This is a genomic window from Bradyrhizobium sp. HKCCYLRH2047 (assembly GCF_051168175.1).
Classification (GTDB): Bacteria; Pseudomonadota; Alphaproteobacteria; order Rhizobiales; family Xanthobacteraceae; genus Bradyrhizobium.
The window spans coordinates 336,110-357,427 of record NZ_JBNPUM010000007.1 but is presented as its reverse complement, the minus strand read 5'-3'; the positions used below and the strand labels follow the sequence as shown (position 1 = coordinate 357,427).

General features: G+C 65.7%; 18 protein-coding genes. 4 read left to right on the top strand and 14 right to left on the bottom strand.

Going from position 1 to position 21,318, the window contains the following annotated elements; all coding sequences use genetic code 11:
* Positions 1-4: 4 nt before the first annotated feature.
* From ACQR1D_RS19095 to ACQR1D_RS19065, 7 genes are all read right to left on the bottom strand, one after another.
* On the bottom strand, positions 5-397 hold the full coding sequence (locus ACQR1D_RS19095; protein ID WP_257165825.1) for a RidA family protein: 393 nt from the start codon (positions 395-397) through the stop codon (positions 5-7).
* Between the two features lie 29 nt (positions 398-426).
* Positions 427-1,194 (bottom strand): amino acid ABC transporter ATP-binding protein, encoded by a 768-nt coding sequence (locus ACQR1D_RS19090; protein ID WP_434839039.1) that lies wholly within the window; start codon positions 1,192-1,194, stop codon positions 427-429.
* A 12-nt stretch (positions 1,195-1,206) separates the two neighbouring features.
* Complete coding sequence (locus tag ACQR1D_RS19085) at positions 1,207-1,863, bottom strand: amino acid ABC transporter permease (protein WP_316182685.1); 657 nt, start codon at positions 1,861-1,863, stop codon at positions 1,207-1,209.
* Positions 1,860-2,504, bottom strand: a complete 645-nt coding sequence (locus ACQR1D_RS19080; protein WP_316218580.1) for an amino acid ABC transporter permease — start codon at positions 2,502-2,504, stop codon at positions 1,860-1,862. The genes ACQR1D_RS19085 and ACQR1D_RS19080 overlap by 4 nt, the downstream gene beginning before the upstream one ends.
* Positions 2,505-2,640: 136 nt before the next feature.
* Positions 2,641-3,495, bottom strand: a complete 855-nt coding sequence (locus ACQR1D_RS19075) for a transporter substrate-binding domain-containing protein (protein WP_315805024.1) — start codon at positions 3,493-3,495, stop codon at positions 2,641-2,643.
* Between the two features lie 25 nt (positions 3,496-3,520).
* Positions 3,521-4,354, bottom strand: coding sequence for a nitroreductase family protein (locus ACQR1D_RS19070; RefSeq protein WP_316239090.1), 834 nt, complete (start codon positions 4,352-4,354; stop codon positions 3,521-3,523).
* A 436-nt stretch (positions 4,355-4,790) separates the two neighbouring features.
* The gene (locus tag ACQR1D_RS19065) at positions 4,791-5,279 is read right to left on the bottom strand and encodes a MarR family winged helix-turn-helix transcriptional regulator (RefSeq protein WP_316239091.1); all 489 of its coding nucleotides are present in this window, start codon (positions 5,277-5,279) and stop codon (positions 4,791-4,793) included.
* A 174-nt stretch (positions 5,280-5,453) separates the two neighbouring features.
* Between ACQR1D_RS19065 and ACQR1D_RS19060 the strand changes: the two genes are divergently transcribed.
* From ACQR1D_RS19060 to ACQR1D_RS19045, 4 genes are read left to right on the top strand one after another with little or no spacing between them, the layout of a single operon-like run.
* Positions 5,454-6,731, top strand: a complete 1,278-nt coding sequence (locus ACQR1D_RS19060; protein ID WP_434839038.1) for an amidohydrolase/deacetylase family metallohydrolase — start codon at positions 5,454-5,456, stop codon at positions 6,729-6,731.
* A 1-nt stretch (position 6,732) separates the two neighbouring features.
* On the top strand, positions 6,733-9,105 hold the full coding sequence (locus tag ACQR1D_RS19055; RefSeq protein WP_434839037.1) for a xanthine dehydrogenase family protein molybdopterin-binding subunit: 2,373 nt from the start codon (positions 6,733-6,735) through the stop codon (positions 9,103-9,105).
* Entirely contained in the window at positions 9,102-9,932 is an 831-nt protein-coding gene (locus ACQR1D_RS19050; RefSeq protein ID WP_315805029.1) for an FAD binding domain-containing protein, read from the top strand. The genes ACQR1D_RS19055 and ACQR1D_RS19050 overlap by 4 nt, the downstream gene beginning before the upstream one ends.
* The gene (locus ACQR1D_RS19045) at positions 9,929-11,128 is read left to right on the top strand and encodes a 2Fe-2S iron-sulfur cluster-binding protein (RefSeq protein ID WP_434839036.1); all 1,200 of its coding nucleotides are present in this window, start codon (positions 9,929-9,931) and stop codon (positions 11,126-11,128) included. Before ACQR1D_RS19050 ends, ACQR1D_RS19045 begins: the two co-directional genes overlap by 4 nt.
* 777 nt (positions 11,129-11,905) lie before the next feature.
* On the opposite strand, the gene ACQR1D_RS19040 is transcribed toward ACQR1D_RS19045, so the two are convergent.
* The 7 genes from ACQR1D_RS19040 to ACQR1D_RS19010 form a co-directional block, all read right to left on the bottom strand.
* Positions 11,906-13,882, bottom strand: coding sequence for an AAA family ATPase (locus ACQR1D_RS19040; RefSeq protein WP_434839035.1), 1,977 nt, complete (start codon positions 13,880-13,882; stop codon positions 11,906-11,908).
* A 253-nt stretch (positions 13,883-14,135) separates the two neighbouring features.
* A complete protein-coding gene (gene guaA / locus ACQR1D_RS19035) occupies positions 14,136-15,743 on the bottom strand; it encodes a glutamine-hydrolyzing GMP synthase (RefSeq protein ID WP_434839034.1) in 1,608 nt (535 codons plus the stop codon).
* A gap of 502 nt (positions 15,744-16,245) precedes the next feature.
* Complete coding sequence (locus ACQR1D_RS19030; protein WP_434839033.1) at positions 16,246-17,544, bottom strand: RsmB/NOP family class I SAM-dependent RNA methyltransferase; 1,299 nt, start codon at positions 17,542-17,544, stop codon at positions 16,246-16,248.
* 13 nt (positions 17,545-17,557) lie between these two features.
* Positions 17,558-17,890 carry an MAPEG family protein gene (locus ACQR1D_RS19025; protein WP_316216338.1) on the bottom strand — a complete coding sequence of 111 codons (333 nt, stop codon included), beginning with the start codon at positions 17,888-17,890 and terminating at the stop codon, positions 17,558-17,560.
* Positions 17,891-18,033: 143 nt separating this feature from the next.
* Positions 18,034-19,056 (bottom strand): NADP-dependent oxidoreductase, encoded by a 1,023-nt coding sequence (locus tag ACQR1D_RS19020; protein ID WP_434893954.1) that lies wholly within the window; start codon positions 19,054-19,056, stop codon positions 18,034-18,036.
* Positions 19,057-19,241: 185 nt separating this feature from the next.
* On the bottom strand, positions 19,242-20,729 hold the full coding sequence (gene guaB / locus ACQR1D_RS19015; protein WP_316182664.1) for an IMP dehydrogenase: 1,488 nt from the start codon (positions 20,727-20,729) through the stop codon (positions 19,242-19,244).
* A 263-nt stretch (positions 20,730-20,992) separates the two neighbouring features.
* Positions 20,993-21,241 (bottom strand): hypothetical protein, encoded by a 249-nt coding sequence (locus tag ACQR1D_RS19010; RefSeq protein WP_315749790.1) that lies wholly within the window; start codon positions 21,239-21,241, stop codon positions 20,993-20,995.
* Positions 21,242-21,318: the final 77 nt, after the last annotated feature.

The window sequence follows — 21,318 nt, the reverse complement described above, 5'->3', positions numbered from 1 at the left end:
TCCCTCAGGGCTTGTAGGCGACCATGTCGATCTCGACGATGCCGCCGCGCGCCAGGTCGCAGACACCGATCGTGGTCCGGCCCGGCCGGTGCGCATCGTCGAAATGGCTCGAAAAGATTGCGTTCATCGGCGCGTAGTCGCGCTTGAAGTCGGTCAGGTAGATGCGGGCAAACACGACGTTCGCGAAGCTCATGCCGCAGCCCTTCAGCACGCGCGCGAGATTGTCCATCACCTTGCGGGTCTGCGCCTCGATGCCATCGGGCAGCGGCAGCGCGTCGTCGTCGGGATCGGTCGCGAGCTGGCCAGTGACGAACAGGAACGGCCCAGCCTGCACGGCATGGCTGTAGGGCGTGACCGGCTTCGGCGCATCCGGGAGCAGATGATAGATCGGATCCATGGCGTGTCTCTCCTCGTGTCGTTTCTGGTTCATCCGGCGGCATAGCGCTGGATGAACTGGCGCGCGCGCTCGGTATCCGGGTTGACGAAGAAGCGCTCCGGCGGCCCGGTCTCGACGACGCGGCCGCGATCCATAAACAGAATGCGGGTCGCAGCGTCGCGCGCAAAGCCCATCTCGTGGGTCACGATCACCATCGTCCGCCCCTCACGCGCGAGCTCGCGCATCACCACCAGCACCTCGCCGACCAGCTCCGGATCGAGCGCGCTGGTCGGCTCGTCGAACAAGAGAACATCCGGCTTCATCGCCAGCGCCCGCGCAATTCCGACGCGCTGCTTCTGGCCGCCGGACAGCCGCGCCGGGAACACATCGCATTTGTCGGAGAGCCCGACCTTGGCAAGCAGCGCCATCGCCTCCTCGCGCACCTCGGCCACGGGGCGCTTCTGCACCTGCACCGGCGCCTCCGTGAGATTCTGAAGGACGGTCAAATGCGGCCACAGCGCGAAATGCTGAAACACCATGCCGATCCGCGTGCGAACTCGCGACAGCTCGCGATCGGACATCACGACACCGCCATTGTTGATGCCGATGCGGTCGCCATTGAGATAGATCTGTCCGGCGTCGGGCCGCTCCAGCCAGTTGATGCAACGAAGCAGGGTCGACTTGCCGGAACCGGACGGGCCGAGCACGCAGACCGTCTCGCCACGCGTCACCGTGAAGCTGATGTCGGAGAGCACCTCCAATTCGCCAAAGCGCTTGGAGATGCCGGCGACGTCGAGCACGGCCATGTCGTCGGTCATCCCAGGTTCCTTTCAGCGCCGCGCCGCCGCCAGCCGGTCGATGCCGCTGACGGCGGCTTCGATCACCAGGCAGAGGCCCCAATAGAGGACCACGGCGGTGATGAAGGCGGCGAACGGCACGTAGTGGCGCGACTGGATCGAGCTTGCGGCATGCGTCAGCTCGGGCAACGCAATGATGGTGAGAAAGGCGCTGTCCTTGACGATCTGGATCATCTGGTTGCCGATGACGGGCCCTGCCGCGAGCAGCAGCGGCGGCAGGATGATACGGCGGAACAATCGCGCCCCGGAGAAGCCGAAGGCGACACCGGCCTCAAGCGGCTCGCGCGGCTGTGCCGCCCAGGCGCCACGCAGGATCTCAGCAAGGTAAGCGGCGTGATAGACCGTCAGCGCCACCAGCCCGGAGCTCCAGTTGTCGAGCCGGATGCCGAACGAGGGCAAGCCATAGTAGACGATATAAGCGAACAGCAGGAACGGCACGCAGCGCATGCCGTCGACGAACACGCGCACGGTGAGCGCCAGCCAGCGCCGCTGCGACATCAGCGCCGGCGTCAGCACGAACGCGATCACGAGGCCTGCGATGGCCGACAGCACCGACAGGATCGTGGTATTGCCGAGCCCGCTCAGCAGCAGATCCCGCTCGCTCCAGACGATGGCGAAATCCCGGATCATGCCGCCTCGCTTGCGCGCTGGCGCTTCTCGATGAAGCGCTGCAGGGAGACGAGCGCGAACACGATCGGCGCATACATCGCGATGGCCACCAGGAACGGCGGCAGCGGCTCATAGGTCTCGGCGCCGATCCGCACCGCCGCGCGCGTGATGTCGACCACGCCCACGACCGCGAGCACGGGCGTTACCTTGATCAGCAGCGACATCTCGTTGACCAGGCCAGGAAGACTGACCCGCACGATCTGCGGCAGCACGATGCGGCGGAAGCGCAGGCTCGCATGCATGCCCACGGACTGCGCCGCCTCGTACTGCTCCTTGGGAAAATTCATCAGGGCGGCGCGCCAGACCTCGCAGTTGAACGCCGAGGTATTCATCACCAGCGCCAGGATCGCCGCCGACACCGGCCCGATTGCGATCCCGATATTGGGCAGCGCGAAGAACAACAGCAGCAGCAGGGTGACGAGCGGCGTCGCGCGCAGGACCGAGACGTAGACGGCCACGATCCGTGCGATCACCGGCACGTCGGCCCAGCGCAACAGCGCGAGACCCAATCCGATGGGAAGCCCGATCAGGATGCCGACGAAGGACAGCGTCACCGTGACCACGGCGCCCTGCAGGATGGCCAGGACGTCGGCCGTGCTCATGACCATCCATCCGCAGCGCCGCGCGGGGGCCGGCGCCCTGCACCGGCCGACCGCGCCCGCTGGAGGACCACGCGACCGTCAAACGGATGGGCGCGCAGCGATCGCCACCCGCACATGAATTGCCCTCGCCGCGCCGTCAGAATTCCGGCTCGAACGTGACCGGCAGATCAGGGAAGGCTTCGCCGAACCACTTCTTCTGCAACTCGGCGAAGCGCCCGTTTTCCTTCTCCTTGGCGATGAAGCCGTTCAGGAATTCCACCAGCTCAGTATTGCCTTTCGCGACCGCCCAGGCCGGATACGACTTGCCGGAGACGGGCTGGCCGACCGCGAACACGTTGGGCTTCTCGGCGACCAGCGCCTTGATGTTGATGATCGTGTTGACGACGTAGTCGACGCGGCCGAGCGCGAGATCCTGATAGGCTTCCGGATAGGAGGTGTATTCGACCACCTTGCCGAGCTTGCCGCCCTCCTTCTCCAGCATCGCCTGGAGCTCGGGCAGCCGCCCCAGCAGCGCGCTGCCGGCCTGAACGCCGACCGTCTTGCCGCTGAGATCCTTGATCGCGTTGATGCTCTTGTCGTCCTTGCGCTTGACGTAATAATGCGTCGCGTCGGCAATCGGACTGGTGAAGTCGAGCGACTTCTTGCGCTCCTTGGTGATGATCGCCGCGGTGATGGCGACGTCGTATTTGCCGGTGGAGACGCCGGCCAGGATGCCGGTCCAGGGCAGGATCTGCTGCTTGATCTCGAACGGCGCATATTTGCGCAGATCCTCGATCAATTCGTTGTCGAAGCCGGTCGGCTTGCCGTCCTTGACGAACTCGAAGGGCCGGAAGTCGTCCTCGGTGGCAACGATGAGGCCCCGCTTCTTGATCTCGTCCATGCTGCCGGCCTTGGCGGTGAACGCGGCCGGCAGCGTCAGCGCGGCCGCCAGCAGGGCCAGCGCGACGCGCCGCGACGGCGCCGACAGGCGGAGAAACGAAGGCTTGGTCATCTCACATCTCCTCATATGAAACTGATCAGTCGAAGCTGAAGCCGTGCGCGCGCAGATAGGGTGGGAAGGCCGCGCCCTCCGCCTTGGCGGCCTGACGCGCCTTGTCCTCCGACCAGCCGTAGAAGTCGGCCTCGCCGAACTCGGCATTGCCGCGCTGCTGCTCCTTCGGAATCGCGTGCCGCGCATGACGCCGCCGGTCGTAGTCGTCGAGCGCTGCGGGCAGCGCATTGTCGCCGTAGCGGTCGACATGCGTGGTGATGCTGCGCGGCAGCCGCAGGCTGACATGGCCCTCCCCAGCGGGATAGCCGAGGCACAGCCCGGCGACGGGGAACACCATGTCGGGCAGTTCCAGCACCTTGGCGACCGTGTCGATCTCGTTGCGGATGACGCTGATCGGACAGGTCCCGAGACCGGCCGACTCAGCGCACAGGATCATCGTCTGCAGCGCCAGCGCGGCGTCGACCGAGGCGTTGAAAAAGCCCTCCAGGGTCCCGTTCTTGACGGGCTTGGCACGCAGTTCGCCGATCCGCTGCAGCCGCCGCGCATCGCCCAGAAACACGAAGAACGCCGGCGACACTCCGATCCAGGGCATGCTCGGAAACAGTCTGCCGATCGCCGCCCGCTTCTCCGCGTCACGCACGCGCATGATCGAGGCCTGCTGGAAATCCGACTTGGCCGAGGCGCTCAGCGCGCAGGCGACGAGCAGATCGAGCAGCCCCTCTTCCGGCATCCGGTCGCTATAGCGGCGCACCGTCTTGCGGGACAGCACGCCGTGCAAAAATGCGCTGGACTCGGCGTCGCCGCCGTCGGGCCCGCCATCTCCGAAGCGTGTCGCAATGACATCAGCATGCTCCGGCATCAGGGTGCTCCCGTCGCGTCATGCGCAACGCACCACGGCGCACGAACGCTCTTGGCCCGAGCAATGATCGGCGGGTTGCGCCGCGGCAGACATCGCATCGCTTACTCCACGCCGCGACATCGATGTCGCCGCCCCGGATTCATTTCGCCGCGGCTTCCGCGCAGCTGTCGTCGGTCATGTCAGCAAGGGACATGCCAGACGCCGCCCTGCCACGCGCAGCGCAACGTCTGCGCATCGGCGTCCACGATGGCGTCAGCAGAAATTGGGCTGGCAGATGCGCCGTTTGCGGACAAAACGCCGCAGCGCGAAAATGCGGAGCATGCTTCGTAGTTGGCGCAACGAACGCCATGGCCGGATACCGCGCTCCGATGACGCGCTGCTTTTCGGGCAGCAACATGCCCATTATCTAATCGGAGCTCATCGCAAGCCGGAGCCGTCAGTCCGGCGAGCGTGTCGCGTCGAGTCTTTGCCCCTGCGCCGCAACAATCGCTTGCATCATGGCAATGAACCGCTTCTGATCGGCCTTCGTCAGATCCGCGACCGTCGCCAGATGCGCCGCCCGTGCCGGCCGCTCGATCTTGCGCAGCAATGCCGCGCCAGACGGGGTCAAACGACAGGTCCGCGACCGTCGGTCGTGCTGTCCGACGCTGCGATCGACGAAACCCCGCGCCTGCAGCCGCTTCAGCGCGCCTGTCGTGGTGGTCCGGTCGAGGGCGATGTCCTGGGCCAGCGCCGTCTGATCGGCCGCTCCCCGTTTCGCCAGCGCCGTCAACAGGCTGTACTGCAACGGCGTGATCTCATAGGCGGCGCATTTCTCCTGGAACAGCGCGACGTGGATCTGGTGCAGCCGCCGGATCAGGTAGCCCGGACGCTCCTCGAGCGGCCAAGACGATCTATCGGCTTTAGGCTTGTTCCTTCCGGCCATCGAACGGCTCCCGCATAAGCGCTGATCACGTTGCATCAATTTGAAGCTGTCTATGGCACGGATCTTGATGTAATGCGAAGCATGCTTCGTAACTAAGTCGGCGCATCATTTGCGTTGGCTCGTCGAAGAAGGCTTTGACCGGGACGACCACGCGCCCCGGAAAGGAGACCTTGCATGTCCGTGAGCGCCTCGTTCGACCTCCTGCTGCGCGGTGGCCGCGTCATTGACCCCGCTTCCGGCATCGATGGCTTGAGAGACGTCGCCATCCGCAACGGCCGCATCGCGGCCGTCCAATCCGACATTCTGCCGACCAGCGCCAAGGACGTCATCGATGTCAGCGGCCAGCTCGTGCTTCCGGGACTGATCGACACCCACGCCCATGTCTATCAGTACGTCACCGGCCGCTTCGGCATGAACGCGGACATGGTCGGCGTGCAGTCGGGCGTCACCAGCGTGATCGACCAGGGCGGCCCGTCCTGCATGACCCTGCCCGGCTTCCGCCACTTCGTCGCCGAGCAGGCGCAATCGCGCGTCTATGCGTTCCTGTCGGCCTATCTGGTCGGTGGCCTCGAAGGCCACTACTATCCCGATCTCTACCGGCCCGACTGCGTCGACATCGATGCGACGGTGAAATCCGCGGTTGCCAACCGCGACCTCGTCCGAGGCATCAAGGCGCATGCCGAGATCGGCGGCTTCGCCCGCTGGGGCATCCGCGTCATCGAGATGGCGGCCGAGATCGGCCGCCGCGCCGACTTGCCGGTCTATGTCCATTTCGGCCAACTGTGGGGCCTGCCCGCAAGCGGCACCAATGGCGAGGATGTCGACACCATCCTGGAGCGCGTGATCCCGCTGCTGCGTCCGAGCGACGTGCTGGCGCATCCGTTCACGCGGCATCCCGGCGGCTTCGTCAACACCAAGGGCGAGGTGCATCCGGTGATCCAGGCCGCGCTCGATCGCGGGCTCAAGGTCGACGTCGGCCATGGCAGCCATTTCTCCTACCGCCTGGCACGCAAGGCGATCGACGCCGGCATCGTGCCGCATACGCTCGGCGCCGACATCCACGGCTACAACACCCATGTGCCGGCGCCCGCGGGCACCCCGGACGAGCATGCCGACGACGAGAACCATCCGTTCGCGGGCCAAGCCAAGTTCAGCCTCGTGCAGGCGATGAGCTCGATGGTCGCGCTTGGCCTGACCTTGGAGCAGGTCGTGCCGATGGTGACGTCGAACCCCGCCGCCATGCTCGGCCTGTCCGATCAGATCGGCGCGCTGCGTCCAGGCATGGAGGCTGATGTGAGCGTGCTCCGCGAGCAGCAGGGCCGTTTCGTGCTGCGCGACAACGAGAAGACCGAGGTGATCGCCGAGAAGCTGCTGCAGCCGGTGTGCTGCCTGCGCGCCGGCGTCCGGCACGACGCCACGGCGCCGATCCTGCCCGCAGCGGTCGCGGCCTGACGTGACGGACGCGGCCTCGACCGCCTCGGATGCCCGCGCGCCGCGCGGTGTCGGCGCGCGCTTGCCGCGCAAGGAGGACGACCGTTTTCTGCGCGGCCGCGGTCAGTACGTCGCCGACATCAGGCTGCCGGGACTGAAGGACGTCGCCTTCGTGCGCAGCCCTATCGCGCACGCCAGGATCAAGGCGATCCACGTTCCCGCTGAATACCGCGACGTCGTGTTCACGGCCGATGACCTCACTGGCATCAACCCGATCCGCGCGGTCTCCGGCCTGCCCGGCTTCAAGATCTCCGAGCAGCCGGTGCTGGCGACCGGCAAGGTGCGCCATGTCGGCGAGCTTGTGGCGATGTGCGTCGCCCGCAGCCGCGCCGAAGCGGAGGACATCGCCGCGGCGGTCGAGCTCGACCTGGAACCGCTGCCGGCGGTGCACGACATGCGCCTGGCGCGCGAGGCTGGCAGCGCGCTGGTGCACGAGCACTGGGGCGACAACGTCTTCCTGGAAACCAACTTCGAGGTCGACATATCAGCCGCGCTTGACGCGCCGATCAAGGTGACGCGCGAGATCACGACCGCACGCCAGTGCATGGCGCCGCTGGAGGGCCGCGGTGTCGTCGCGACGTTCGATCACCGGCTCGATCAGCTTACGCTGCACACCGGCTCGCAGATGCCGCACATCGTGCGCAACGGTCTGTCCGACTGCCTCGGCATCGAACAGGGCCGCATCCGCATCATCGCGCCTGACATCGGCGGCGGCTTTGGCCACAAGGGCATCCTGCTGCCCGAGGAGGTCTGCCTCAGCTGGCTCGCCATGCACAGGGGCTGGACGGTGCGCTGGCTCGAGGACCGGCGCGAACATCTGAGCGCCAGCGCGAATTGCCGCGAGCACGCCTATCGCATCACCGTCTACGCCGATCGCGACGGCCGGCTGCGCGGCATCGACTGCGTGGCCACGGTCGATTCCGGCGCCTATTCGTCCTATCCGTTTTCGGCCTGCCTCGAAGCGGCGCAGATCGCGAGCATCCTGCCAGGGCCGTATCGGATGCCGGCCTATCGCTGCCGGACCTACTCGGTCGCGACCAACAAATGCCCGATCCTGCCGTATCGCGGCGTCGCCCGCACCGGCGTCTGCTTCGCCCTCGAGCTGCTGCTCGACGCCGTCGCGACCGAGGCCGGGCTCGAACCCGGCGAGGTCCGGCTGCGCAATCTGGTGCAGCCGCAGGACATGCCGTTCGACAACATCACCAACAAGCATTTCGACAGCGGCGACTATCCCGGCGCGCTGCAGCGGGCGCTGACGGCGATCGATGTCCCCGCCGTGCGCGCACGACAGCAGCGCGGCGAGCCGGACGGCCGGCTGATCGGCACCGGCGTGTCGATCTATTGCGAGCAGGCCGCGCATGGCACCTCGGTCTATGCCGGGTGGGGCATCCCGATGGTGCCCGGCCATGAGCAGGCCACCGCGCGGCTGACGCCCGACGGCGGACTCGAGCTGCGTGTCGGCGTCCACTCCCACGGCCAGGGACTGGAGACGACGCTCGCCCAGGTCGCGCACGAGATCCTCGGCGTCGATCCCCACAAGATCCGCGTCGTGCTCGGCGACACCGCGATGACGCCCTACTCCACCGGCACCTGGGGCTCACGGTCGATGGTGATGGCCGGCGGCGCCGTGGGCACGGCCTGCGCGCAACTCGTCGCGCGCGCCACGCGCATCGGCGCCAAGCTGCTGCAGCTCGCGCCCGAGGCGGTCACGTGGCGCGAGGGCCAGGCCTGCGGGCCGAACGGCAGCGTCAGCCTCGCCGAGATCGCTCACACCTGGTACCGCCGGCCGCAGGACCTGCCCAACGACGTCGATCCGGCGGGCCTTGAGGCGACCGGCGGCTACAAGCCGGTGCGTGACAGCGGCACCTTCTCCTACGCGGCGCATGCCGTGACGGTCGCCGTCGATCCGGATCTCGGCGAGGTCGAGCTGCTCGACTACGTCGTCGTCGAGGACGGCGGCGTCCTCGTCAATCCGATGATCGTCGACGGCCAGATTCTCGGCGGCCTCGCCCAGGGCATCGGCACCGCGCTGTACGAGGAGATGCCGTTCGACGATGCCGCGCAGCCGCTGGCGACAACCTTGGCCGATTACCTGCTGCCGGGTCCGACCGAAGTCCCGGAGCCGCGCCTGTTCCACATGGAGACGCCGTCGCCCTACACGATGTTCGGCGTCAAGGGCATCGGCGAAGGCGGCGCGATCGCGCCGCCGGCGGCAATCGCCAACGCCGTCAACGACGCGCTGCGGCCGCTTGGTGCTGAAATGATGCAGTCGCCGCTGTCGCCGCGCCGGATCGTCGCGGCGGTGCTGGCAGCGAAACAGGCGAGCTCGCCGTGAAGGCCGCCTCCTTCAACTACGCGCGTCCCCAGAGCGTCAGCGACGCGGTCGGCCTGCTCGCGAAGGCCGAGGACGGCACACGGATCATGGCCGGCGGACAGTCGCTCGGTCCAATGCTCAATCTGCGTCTCGTGCAGCCGCCGCTCATCATCGACATCGCCGGCCTTGCCGAGCTTCGTTCGGTCGAGCGCGATGGCGATGCGCTCGTGATCGGCGCCTGCGTCACCCATGCCGACATCGAGGACGGCCGCCTCCCCGACGTGACCCATGGCATCTTGCCGCGGATCGCCCGTGGCATCGCCTATCGCGCCGTGCGCAATCGCGGCACCATCGGCGGCTCGCTAGGTCATGCCGACCCGGCCGCCGACTGGGTGACGACGCTCACGGCCCTCGGCGCCAGCGTGCAACTGACAGGCGCGGCGGGACGGCGTGACCTCGCCGTGACGGAGTTCATCCAGGGCGTGCTGCAGACGGCGCTGCGTCCCGGCGAGCTGGTCACCGCGATCCGCCTGCCCTCGCTGTCACCCACGGCACGCTTCGGCTACGCCAAGGCCTGTCGCAAGCCTGGAGAATTCGCCCATGCAATGGCCGCCGTGCTGATCGAGCCCGACACCGCCCGCAGCCGCATCGTCATCGGCGCCATCGACACGACACCGATCATCATCGACGATTCATCCCTGTTCGGCGGCGCGACCAGCCATCTCACCCCGCAGTTCGATCGCGCCCTCGCCGACCGCCGGCTCATCCAGGCCGGCGTGGCCGATCCGGCCGCCCGGCACATCCATGTCAGCGTGCTCGCGCGGGCGATCGCGGAGGCGGCCGCGTGAACAAGATCCAGCTCACCGTCAACGGCAGTGCGATCGAGCCAACGGTCGAACCTCGCACCCATCTCGCCGACGTCCTCCGTGATCAGCTTGACCTGACCGGGACGCATCTCGGCTGCGAGCACGGTGTCTGTGGCGCCTGCACGCTGTTGCTCGACGGCGCTCCGGCCCGTTCCTGCATCACGCTCGCCGTGGCCTGCGCTGGCGCTGCCGTGACGACGATCGAAGGCCTGGACGAGGATGAGATCGCCGCCGAGCTGCGCGTGGCTTTCACGCGCGAGCATGCCCTGCAATGCGGCTACTGCACGCCCGGCATGATCATGTCGGCGCGCGACCTCGTGCTGCGCCTCGATCACGCGGACGAACACGCCATCCGTGTCGGCCTGAGCGGCAATCTGTGCCGCTGCACCGGTTACGCCGGGATCGTACGGGCGGTCGGCGCTGTGATCGCGGCACGACGGCAGCGAGGCATCGCGGCCGTGATCGGCGCAGGTCGGACATCGCTCGGCCCGCTGGGATCGCAGCCCGGCGCCATCGCTGCCGCGGCCTCGCCAGCGCGGCCAGCGGCGACGGGCATCAAGCGCTCCGGCGACGTGGCCCTCGGTTCGCTCGATCCTTCCGAGGTCATGCCCGCCAAGAGCTTCGATGCGTCGTTCACGGTGAACGCCGCGCCAGAGCAGGTCTTTGCGCTGTTCGGTCAGCCCAAGACCCTCGCCGCATGCTTTCCCGGCGCCACCATCACGGATCTCCCTGCGCCCGATCGCATCGAAGGCGCGATCAGTGTCGCCATCGGCCCGCTCTCGGCCGTGTTCCGCGGTTCTGCGCGCATCGACCGCAACGCGGCGGACTTGTCAGGCCGGCTCATCGGCACCGGACGTGACCGGCTGAGCCGCACCTCGACCTCCGGACAGATCAGCTGGCGCATGCTTCCGATCGACGACGGACGAGCCACCCGCGTCGAGCTCGCGATCGGCTACAGCCTCTCCGGCCCGCTGGCGCAGATCGCGCGTGATGGGTTGGTGCGCGATCTGGCGTCGCGCATCACCACGACCTTCGCGCAAAACTGCGAGCGGCATCTCAACGGCACCGCGGGCCCGGCGGAGACACCGGAGCCGCAGCGCCTCAACGCGCTTGCCCTGCTGCTCGACGTCGTACGCAAACGCCTCACCGGCTTGGCCCATCGCCTGCGCGGGCCATGAGACCGCCGCGCACCGGCGAACCGGCTCTCGCTCACGGCCGGCTGTGACATCGGCGCTGAAAACCCGCGCGCGCCTCGTCCCGGCACCTGTCTCCACGTTTCAAACAACGGGCATGCCCCGGCTTTCTCGCGGCGAGATTCGCCCGAGCTTTGCCATCAATCGACCTCTTCGTCCGAAGAAGAGGCGCAGGGAAGACCGGGTATCGGCTGATACCCGCGGTCCGCGTGCAGCAAAAAGCACGCGGCAGAACCACAGGTTCAGCCCAATATCCGGCCTTCCCTGCGCGACGGTTTGACGGGTTATAGGCGCTCTCCCCGGGGACCGGCTTTTTGCCCCCGTCGCCAGCGGATCATCATCACCGCCGGCTTGGCATCAGCACCGGGATGCCAGGACCACACCACTTCGCCGTCGCCTCACTCCGTTCGTCGGCGCAGGCTTTGACACCCGGCTGCAGAGCAACGCGCCCATCGCATCTTCCGGCTCGACGCTCGTGACGATCGCGAAACGTCCCTCTTCAGCGAGCCGGGATGCGCGGAAATGTGCAGGTGATTTGCCCGACGGCGCAAGGGAGACGTGCGCGACAAACTGGCACGACGGGCAGTTGGCGCATGCGGGGCATGCAAGGATTGCCCGTCGGGCAGATGCTCAGTTGGACGACGACGGACTGTCCGCGCATGGCTCTCGCCGTCGCCACGTCTCGACCAACTTTCTCGATGGTAGCGAAGGGACAACGAGTTTGGCGCAATGTCGTCACAACCCTGTACAGTAGCTAAGAAGCTATTGACTCGGCGGCAAGAACCTTGCGATTCGCACGAACGCAGCCTCAAACCGCGCAAGGGTTTCTTGAATTGGCTTGCCTTCTCCTTTAAGCAACTCTGGGTGCTGCAGAAGGTAAAGAGCTGGATCAAAGTGACTGTACTCAGCAATCTCAGCCGGGAGCAGCTTGAAGTAGGCTTCGGCCTTTTTTACTAGCCTAGCCGTACTAGTATCCGCTGCCTCCAACTTTTCAACCGTTAGCTCATGAACGCCTCTTAGCGCGTATGTTTTGTTGACAAGATCGACAAAGAAAGCTGGGTCGAAAAAGTCTTCGATATCCGCCTCATCTTTCCCCGCAACTTCGGTAGCAAGAATTATACGGTCATTGTTGAGGAGGGCCGCCTTGTAAAGATCTTCTAACTTTCGCTTCTGCCCGCGCTCATAGTCGGTTAGCACGGCCACATTGAGCTTATTGCCGTAGAACAGTCGCACGAACGGCAATACTTTATCGATGCCACCCGACGGGCACACAGCCCAGGATGGAGAAAGGTGCGACCTCCCCGCCTCCTTAAGCGCCGACGAAGCTGCCTGAAGAAAAAGAATATCACTCGGCCCTTCGACTAACAATGTATTGGTGCCGATAACAAGAGTTTGCGTGACTTCAAATCCCATTGCCCCAAAAATAGGAAAATTGGTTTGAGGATCGGTCGTGAGCACGTCAGACCGAATCTTAGTACCGATCGACACTTTCCGACCGCGCCTATCGATCTCAACAACATCCTCAACAGTGCGAACTGAAACGAGATCGTTAGCAGGCACCATAAAAGGTGAATGCGTCGACCAGATTACCTGATGCTTAGGCGCAATCTGCTCGTAGAAAAATCGCAGAAGATCCTTTTGCGCAGTCCCGTGAAGCGTAAGGCCAGGCTCATCCAGCAATAGGATCACATTGCCGTTAGTCTTTCGAATTTGAGCGAACTTGACCAAGAAGGAGAAGAACCAGATGAAGCCCGCCGACCGCTCAGAAAAGGGCACTGTCACGCCATGAAGCGCGTTTTCGACGCGAGCACGCGCGACCGGTCCGGAGTTAAACGGAGCCGGATCACCGCTCTTTCCCTCCGAGAATACTACCTTTATCTTCAATTCATCATTTTGCGTCCAATACTCAAAAATTTGATCTGTGATACGGAGCGCAGCCGCTTCACACTTCGCATTTAGCTCCTCAAAATGAGTGGTAGCTACCAAGTCCTCCAACGTAGTTCCAGCATACTCAAGAAAATCGAGAAATACGCGATCTCCGCTCGACAGCAGCGCCCCATTTTGCTTCTCTTGATTCAACTGGTTGACCGAGAGAGCGCCACTCATTCGATCGTAATGCGAGAAGTACATAAACTTGGGCATTCGCGCCGAAAGAATATCGATTGCGCGCAGCACTGCCCGATGCTTACGCCACTTCCCGATGACCGCAATCATGCTTTCTTGGCTAGGGGTCCGACTTGTTATGCCAGCCAGAGCTTCGTAAACCTTTGCCGTGGTCTTTGCGGCACTGATCGGAGCCGCATCTTCTTCAGTCAGTCCTGCCAGCTTGGAGAGATGCCCAATAACCTTTTCTTCATCGACATCGATCTCCCACGTGGTTGTTTCAGATTCATAAGTTTTGGAAACGCAGACACAGGAGCTTTTTAGCGCCCCTTGTCCAAGCTCAGCCTCCAAAGCTTTGATGTCGAAAGCGTCAAGCTCCCAATACGTTCGCATGACTTCAGCATCCCCGTCTGGATGTCGCTCAGCATAATCGGCTAGATGCCGACGGGGGTAGTTTTCGATCTTACCATAGTCCTTGAAATTGGGATCGACCGAGCGAATGCCTTCGATGGCCTTAAGGAAGGCCGACTTTCCAGCCTCATTCTTGCCGACTAAGCAAGTAGTTTGCGCGATCTCGACTTCATTAGAATCAATGATGTTTCGATAGTTGGTCGCTCGCGCTTTGATGAGCCTCATTGAACGCCCTCCTAAATCAATATCCAGAATGTTGCTCGGTACAAAAACAAACCTGAAACGAACGAGCGTCTACTTCAAGTGGTATCTGTGAATGATAATCGTCGGTGCGAGGCACTCCAATCGCTGCACTCTTTACTGAAAGCGGCCCTGCACCGCGACTAGTGGCTAAAAAAGAGGTTAGACGATCGACAAACTCCATCTCAAGATGGTAGGTGGCTTTCGCTGAAAAGCACCATCGAAGTTGACGTTTCCCCTACTCCCACTCGATCGTCCCCGGCGGCTTACTGGTCACGTCATACACCACCCTATTTACGCCCTTCACCTCGTTGATGATGCGCGTCGCCGTGTTGCCGAGGAACTTCATGTCGAACGGATAGAAGTCCGCGGTCATGCCGTCCGTCGACGTGACGGCGCGGAGGCCGACGACGTAGTCGTAGGTGCGGCCGTCGCCCATGACGCCGACGGTCTTGACGGGGAGCAGCACGGCAAAGGCCTGCCAGATGGTGTCGTAGAGGCCGGCTTTGCGGATCTCGTCGATGTAGATGGCGTCGGCCTTGCGCAGGATGTCGAGCTTGTCTGTCGTGATCTCGCCGGGGCAGCGGATGGCGAGGCCGGGGCCCGGGAACGGGTGGCGGCCGACGAACACGTCGGGCAGGCCGAGCTCGCGGCCGAGCACGCGGACCTCGTCCTTGAACAATTCGCGTAAAGGTTCGACCAGCTTCATGTTCATGCGCGCCGGAAGGCCGCCGACATTGTGGTGCGACTTGATCGTCACCGAGGGGCCGCCGGTGAAGGAGACGCTCTCGATCACGTCGGGATAGAGCGTGCCTTGCGCCAGGAAATCGGCGCCGCCGATCTTCTTGGCCTCGGCCTCGAACACGTCGATGAAGAGCTTGCCGATGGTCTTGCGCTTCTGTTCGGGGTCGGTGACGCCGGCGAGCTCGCCGAGGAAGAGTTGTGACGCATCCACATGCACCAGCGGGATGTTGTAGTGGTGCCGGAAGAGATCGACGACGGTCTCGGCCTCGTTCAGGCGCAGCAGGCCGTGATCGACGAACACGCAGGTGAGCTGGTCGCCGATCGCTTCATGAATCAGCACCGCGGCGACGGCGGAATCGACGCCGCCGGAGAGGCCGCAGATCACCTTGCCGTTGCCCACCTGGGCGCGGATCTTCTTGATCTCCTCCTCGCGGAAGGCGTGCATCGTCCAGTCGCCGCCGAGGCCGGCGATGTTGCGGACGAAGTTGCGGATCAGCTTGGCGCCGTCGGGCGTGTGCACCACTTCGGGGTGGAACATCAGGCCGTAATACTTTCGCGTCTCGTCCTGGATCACGGCGAAGGGCGCGTTCGGCGAGACGCCGGCGACGGAGAAGCCCGGCGGCATCTGCGTGATGCGGTCGCCATGGCTCATCCACACCTGGTGCTGCTCGCCCTTCTGCCAGACGCCGTCGAACAGCAGGCTGTTCGTCTTGACCTCGACGTCGGCGCGGCCGAACTCGCGGTGGTGGCCGCCCTCGACGGTGCCGCCGAGCTGGGCGGCCATCGTCATCTGGCCGTAGCAGATGCCCATCACCGGGACGCCAGAGTCGAAGATCAGTTGCGGGGCGCGCGGCGAGCCTTCCTCGTGGACGGATTCGGGGCCGCCGGACAGGATCACGGCCTTCGGGTTCATCTGCCGGAAGGCGGCCTCCGCCTTCTGGAACGGCACGATCTCGCAATACACGCCGTCCTCGCGCACCCGGCGCGCGATCAGCTGCGTCACCTGGCTGCCGAAATCGACGATCAGGATCTTGTCGTGGAGCGCGGCCACGGAGGTGTCGGTGGCGGCGGCGGTCGGGGTGTTGTTGGCTGGGGCTGTCATGGCAAGGAATTACGCCGCTGCGGGGGGACTCGCAACCCTTGCAAGCGGGCGATTCACCGGCGCGTGCCGCGCCCACCGCTGTCGTCCCGGCCAAGCGGGCTGGGGCAATGCGCAGCATTGCGCCGGGCCGCGCCGAGCCGGGATCCATAACCACAGGATGCGGGGCTCGGGCAGGCTGGCCGCTCCATCTCGCACCTCATAACGGCCGCGGCGTATGGGTCCCGGGTCGGCGCACCACGCGCTGCGCGCGCGGGGCTTGCCCGGGCCGACACTTGTTTTGTGGCCCCGGCCTTCGTCCCGGCCAATCGGGCCGGGCAATGCGCAAGCATTGCGCCGGACCGCGCCGAGCCGGGACCCATAACCACAGGATGCGGGGCTCGGGCACGCTGGCCGCTCCATCTCGCGCCTCATAACGGCCGCGGAGTATGGGTCCCGGGTCGGCGCCCCACGCGCTGCGCGCGCGGGGCTTGCCCGGGACGACAGCGGAGGGTGTTCGCGGCAGCTAGGCCTTCTTCAGCACAGACACGAAAAACCCGTCCGTGCCCGTCCGGCGGGGGGTCATCAGCCAGCCCTCCGGGGTCTGCAGGGCGGCCTCGGCAAACGCCTCGGCCTTGTCCCAGAGGACGGTGGCGGTCTGGTCCGGGGGCTGGACCGCGAATTCCGGGTGCCGCGCCACGAACGCCCGAACCTGGTCGCCATTCTCTGGCTGCAGCACCGAGCAGGTGATGTAGGCGATGCGGCCGCCGGGTTTGACCAGGCGGGCGGCGCGGTCGAGCACTTCGGCCTGGTCCTTGAGGCGGATCTCCAGGGCGCCGGGGCGCATGCGCCATTTGGCGTCGGGGTTGCGGCGCCAGGTGCCGGTGCCCGTGCAGGGGGCGTCGATCACCACCAGATCAGCGGAGGCGCTGATGTCGGCGAGCGGGTCGGCGTCGCCCTTCGGGGTGCGGATCTCGGCGTTGTGGACGCCGGCGCGCGACAGCCGCTCGTGGATCGGCGCGAGCTGGCGCTTGTCGGCGTCGGTGGCGATCAGGCGGCCCTTGCCCTGCATCATCGCGGCCAGCGCCAAGGTCTTGCCGCCGGCGCCGGCGCAGAGGTCGATGACCTGCTCGCCGGGCTTGGCGGCGGTGAACAGGGCCGCGAGCTGCGAGCCCTCGTCCTGGACCTCGATCGCGCCCTTGATGAAATCCTCCTCGGCGTGGATTCCGGGATTGCGCGCGTCGGCCCCGAGCGTGATGCGCAGGCCGAGCGGCGACCACGGCGTCGGCACGGCGCCGAGATGCTTGAGCGACGCCTGAACCTTCTCGCGCTTCGCTCTCAGCGTGTTGACGCGCAGGTCGAGCGGCGCGCGGCTGGCCATCGCCATGGCCTCGGCGACGCGGTCGTCGCCGAACACGGCGGCGAGATACGGGTCGAGCCAGTCGGGATAGTCGCCGGCGACCGGCGGCGGCGCGCCCTCGGTGGTGCGCGCGGCCAGCGCCTTCTCCTCGGCGGCAGTGAGCGGCGGCGGCGCGAAGCGGCTGCCGTCGCACATCGCGGCGATGGTCGGCACATCAAGGCCGCGCTCGAGCTTGAGCATGCCGAGCACCCGCGCCCGCGCGGTGTCGTCCTCCATGACATAGGCGCTGGAGGCGCGGCGGCGCAGCACGTCCCAGACCAGGCCGGCAATGGCGGCTCGGTCGCCGGAGCCGGCGAAGCGGTGGCTGGTGCCCCAATCCTTCAAGGCCTTCGCCGCCGGCGCCCGCTGGGACTCGATGGATTCGATGATGTCGATGGCGGCGGACAGCCGGGCGGCGGGGGTCATTCAGTATCCAGTCTCAGATCAGGAGAAGCATCTTCAGGGCGAAATACAGCCACATCGCCAGCAGCACCAGCGCCGAGGCGGTCCAGGCCAGCCCGCGCTTGTCTGCCCCACTGATAAAGCCGGCATTGACGAAGCGGGTGACGACGAACACCCAGGACAGCAGCACGATCACCAGATCGGCATGGCGCAGCGGCAGCGCCAGCGCGATCAGGGCATAGAACAAGGTCGGCAGGCCGAATTCATCGGCGGCATCCGTGGCTTGCGCCTTCCTCTTATTCCAGAACAGCAGCGCGAAGGTCAGTGCAACCTCGACGAAAACGGGCAGCAGCACCATGGGCAGCGACATCGACAATCCCCCCTTGGGAAAAGTGAAGGCCCGGCATGATGCCGGGCCCTCGTGGGATAAACCGGTTCCCTCAGGACTCCCGATAAGGGGCTGTGGTTCCCGTGATTTTACGGTCGCGCTGAAGAATCACATCAAGTGTGGCTTCAGGCCTTGTCCGGCCCGACCCGTACCAGCTGCTTGCCGAAATTGGCGCCCTTGAGCAGGCCCATGAACGCCGCGGGCGCGTTCTCCAGGCCCTCGGTGACGTGCTCCTTGTACTTGACCTTGCCGTCGCGAACCCAGGCCGACATGTCCTTGAGGAAGTCGCCGTGGCGGGAGGCGAAGTCGGAGACGATGAAGCCGCGGATCAGGAGCCGCTTGGTCAGGACGTTGCGCATCAGCGCGCCGGCCCATTTCGGCGCCACCGACTGGGTATCGTTGTAATGGGCGATCAGGCCGCAGACCGGCATGCGCGCGAAGGCGTTGAACAGCGGGAACACTGCCTCGAACACTGCCCCGCCGACATTCTCGAAATAGACGTCGATACCCTTCGGACAGGCTTCCTTCAGCTTGGCGGCGAGATCGGGGTCGCGATGGTCGAGACAGTCGTCGAAGCCGAACTCGGATTTCACGTAGTCGCACTTGTCCTTGCCGCCGGCGATGCCGATGGCGCGGGCGCCCTTGATCCTGGCGATCTGTCCGACCGCCGAGCCGACCGCGCCGGAGGCGGCGGCGACCACCACGGTCTCGCCCGGCTTGGGCTGGCCGATGTCGAGCAGGCCCGTGTAGGCGGTCATGCCGGGCATGCCGAGCACGCCGACGGCGGTCGAGATCGGCGCGAGGCTCGGGTCGATCTTCGCAAGACCCTTGCCGTCGGAGACCGCATGCGTCTGCCAGCCGGCGCGCGCCAGCACGATGTCGCCGGCCTTGAAGCCGGGATTGTTGGAGGCCGCCACCTCGCACACGGTCCCCGCCTCCATCACGCCGCCGACCGGCACCGGCTGGGCGTAAGACGGCCCGTCGCTCATGCGCCCGCGCATGTAAGGATCGAGCGACAGCCAGATCGTGCGCAACAGCACCTCGCCGGCGCCGGGAGTCGGGATGGTGTGCTCCTCGAGGCGGAAATCAGACGGCTTGGGCTCGCCGACGGGACGGGACGCGAGCACGATGCGCTTGGCTTGGGACATGGTGTTTCCTCTTGTTTGTTGATGTGGCGTTCGGCGCCGACCCCACGGGAGCCGTCATTGCGAGCGAAGCGAAGCAATCCAGGGCCGCGCGCGCAACCCCTGGATTGCTTCCGCCGTCGCCCTTCGGGCTATGGCGGACAAGTCGTCGCTTCGCTCCTCGCGATGACGGAGAGAGCGGTGGTTGTTTACACCCCGCCCGGATAGTTCGGGCTCTCGCGGGTGATCGTCACGTCGTGGACGTGGCTTTCGCGCAGGCCCGCGCCGGTGATGCGGACGAACTCGGCCTTGCCGTGGAATTCGGCGAGATCCTTGGCGCCGACATAGCCCATCGCGGCGCGCAGGCCGCCGGCGAGCTGGTGCATGACGTTGCCGACCGGCCCCTTATACGGCACCTGGCCTTCGATGCCCTCCGGCACGAGCTTCAAGGTGTCCTTGATGTCCTGCTGGAAGTAGCGGTCGGCCGAGCCGCGCGCCATCGCACCGACCGAGCCCATGCCGCGATAGGCCTTGTAGGAGCGGCCCTGCCACAGGAACACCTCGCCGGGCGTCTCGTCGGTGCCGGCGAGCAGCGAGCCGACCATGGCGACATCGGCGCCGGCGGCGAGCGCCTTGGCGAGATCGCCCGAGAACTTGATGCCGCCGTCGGCGATGACCGGCACGTCGGCCTTCTTGGCGGCTTCCACCGCATCCATGATCGCGGTGAGCTGCGGCACGCCGACGCCCGCCACGATGCGGGTGGTGCAGATCGAGCCCGGGCCGATGCCGACCTTGACGGCGTCGGCGCCGGCGTCGATCAGCGCCTGCGCGCCGTCGCGGGTGGCGATGTTGCCGGCGATCACCTGCACGGCGTTGGAGATGCGCTTGATGCGGTTGACGGCTTCCAGCACGCGCGAGGAATGGCCGTGCGCGGTGTCGACCACGACGAGGTCGACGCCGGCCTCGATCAGCTTCTCGGTGCGCTCGAAGCCGCCCTCGCCCACGGTCGTCGCCGCGGCGACGCGCAGGCGGCCCTGCGCGTCCTTGCAGGCCAAGGGATGCGCGACCGCCTTCTCCATGTCCTTCACGGTGATCAGGCCGACGCAGCGGTACTGGTCGTCGACGACGAGCAGCTTCTCGATGCGGTGCTTGTGCAGGATCTTCTTGGCCTCGTCCTGGCCGACGCCCTCGCGCACGGTGACGAGGTTCTCATGCGTCATCAGCTCGGAGATCTTCTGCCGCGGATCGGTGGCGAAGCGGACGTCGCGATTGGTCAGGATGCCGACCAGCTTGCCGGGGATGCCCTTGCCGCCGCCGGTGACGACCGGAATGCCGGAGAAGCCGTAGTCCTTCATCAGCGCCAGCGCGTCGGCCAGCGTCGCCTCCGGCGAGATCGTCAGCGGGTTGACCACCATGCCGGATTCGAACTTCTTGACCTGGCGCACCTGGGCGGCCTGGCCCTCGGGATCGAAATTGCGGTGGATCACCCCGACACCGCCGGCCTGCGCCATCGCAATCGCCATGCGCGCCTCGGTGACGGTATCCATGGCGGACGCCATGATCGGAATGTTGAGCGGGATCTCGCGCGTCACGCGCGAACGGATGTCGACCTCGGAGGGAAGCACATCGGAGAGGCCCGGCTTCAAGAGCACGTCGTCGAAGGTAAAGGCTTCGCGAAGTGTCTGGACGGTCGCCATCGTCAACTCCTTGTCTGCGGCCAAAACGGCCGCGATGCGGTTACGGATGAGCGGCGCCGCCGTCGAGACCATGCCTCGCCGTCGAATCGGTGCCCATCGGTGGGGTTGACGCGGGTCGATAGCATGGGCCTGTGACGAATCAAAGGGCCGATCCGCCATCCTCCCGCGATTGCGAAGAACGGCCCAGACCGGCCCTGATCAGGTCCGAAATGCGCAACAAAAGGTCGCGGACGCCCCTATTCCGGAGCAGAAGTTCCGCGCCTCTAGCGCCAGGCGCCCGGCGGCGGCCCATAGCGGCGGATGGCCTCGACCACCTCCCGGTGGCGCCGGTCCTCCCGCCGCATGTGCACGGCGATCAGCGCGTGCGCCGACGGCACCAGCAGCAGCACGTGGAAGAACAGGCCGAGGACGAGGCAGACCAGGCAGAGCAGCAGATTGAAGATGGCCGCGAACGGCTGCCCGTTGAGCAGCAGGCCCAGCGGTGGCACCAGGGCGGCGAGCAGATAGATCATCGGCACATCTCCAATAACGATGACGCGGCAGCGTCACGCTGCATCTAGGGGGCCATGCCAGCAGCGCAATGGCCTCG

Bases quoted from the DNA above. Each gene is read 5' to 3' on its own strand.
- ACQR1D_RS19040 (WP_434839035.1), bottom strand. From the start codon at position 13,882: ATGAGGCTCATCAAAGCGCGAGCGACCAACTATCGAAACATCATTGAT.
- ACQR1D_RS19025 (WP_316216338.1), bottom strand. From the start codon at position 17,890: ATGTCGCTGCCCATGGTGCTGCTGCCCGTTTTCGTCGAGGTTGCACTG.
- guaA (WP_434839034.1), bottom strand. From the start codon at position 15,743: ATGACAGCCCCAGCCAACAACACCCCGACCGCCGCCGCCACCGACACC.
- ACQR1D_RS19080 (WP_316218580.1), bottom strand. From the start codon at position 2,504: ATGAGCACGGCCGACGTCCTGGCCATCCTGCAGGGCGCCGTGGTCACG.
- ACQR1D_RS19085 (WP_316182685.1), bottom strand. From the start codon at position 1,863: ATGATCCGGGATTTCGCCATCGTCTGGAGCGAGCGGGATCTGCTGCTG.
- ACQR1D_RS19075 (WP_315805024.1), bottom strand. From the start codon at position 3,495: ATGACCAAGCCTTCGTTTCTCCGCCTGTCGGCGCCGTCGCGGCGCGTC.
- ACQR1D_RS19020 (WP_434893954.1), bottom strand. From the start codon at position 19,056: ATGTCCCAAGCCAAGCGCATCGTGCTCGCGTCCCGTCCCGTCGGCGAG.
- ACQR1D_RS19030 (WP_434839033.1), bottom strand. From the start codon at position 17,544: ATGACCCCCGCCGCCCGGCTGTCCGCCGCCATCGACATCATCGAATCC.
- ACQR1D_RS19010 (WP_315749790.1), bottom strand. From the start codon at position 21,241: ATGATCTATCTGCTCGCCGCCCTGGTGCCACCGCTGGGCCTGCTGCTC.
- ACQR1D_RS19070 (WP_316239090.1), bottom strand. From the start codon at position 4,354: ATGCCGGAGCATGCTGATGTCATTGCGACACGCTTCGGAGATGGCGGG.
- ACQR1D_RS19090 (WP_434839039.1), bottom strand. From the start codon at position 1,194: ATGACCGACGACATGGCCGTGCTCGACGTCGCCGGCATCTCCAAGCGC.
- ACQR1D_RS19060 (WP_434839038.1), top strand. From the start codon at position 5,454: ATGTCCGTGAGCGCCTCGTTCGACCTCCTGCTGCGCGGTGGCCGCGTC.
- ACQR1D_RS19065 (WP_316239091.1), bottom strand. From the start codon at position 5,279: ATGGCCGGAAGGAACAAGCCTAAAGCCGATAGATCGTCTTGGCCGCTC.
- ACQR1D_RS19095 (WP_257165825.1), bottom strand. From the start codon at position 397: ATGGATCCGATCTATCATCTGCTCCCGGATGCGCCGAAGCCGGTCACG.
- guaB (WP_316182664.1), bottom strand. From the start codon at position 20,729: ATGGCGACCGTCCAGACACTTCGCGAAGCCTTTACCTTCGACGACGTG.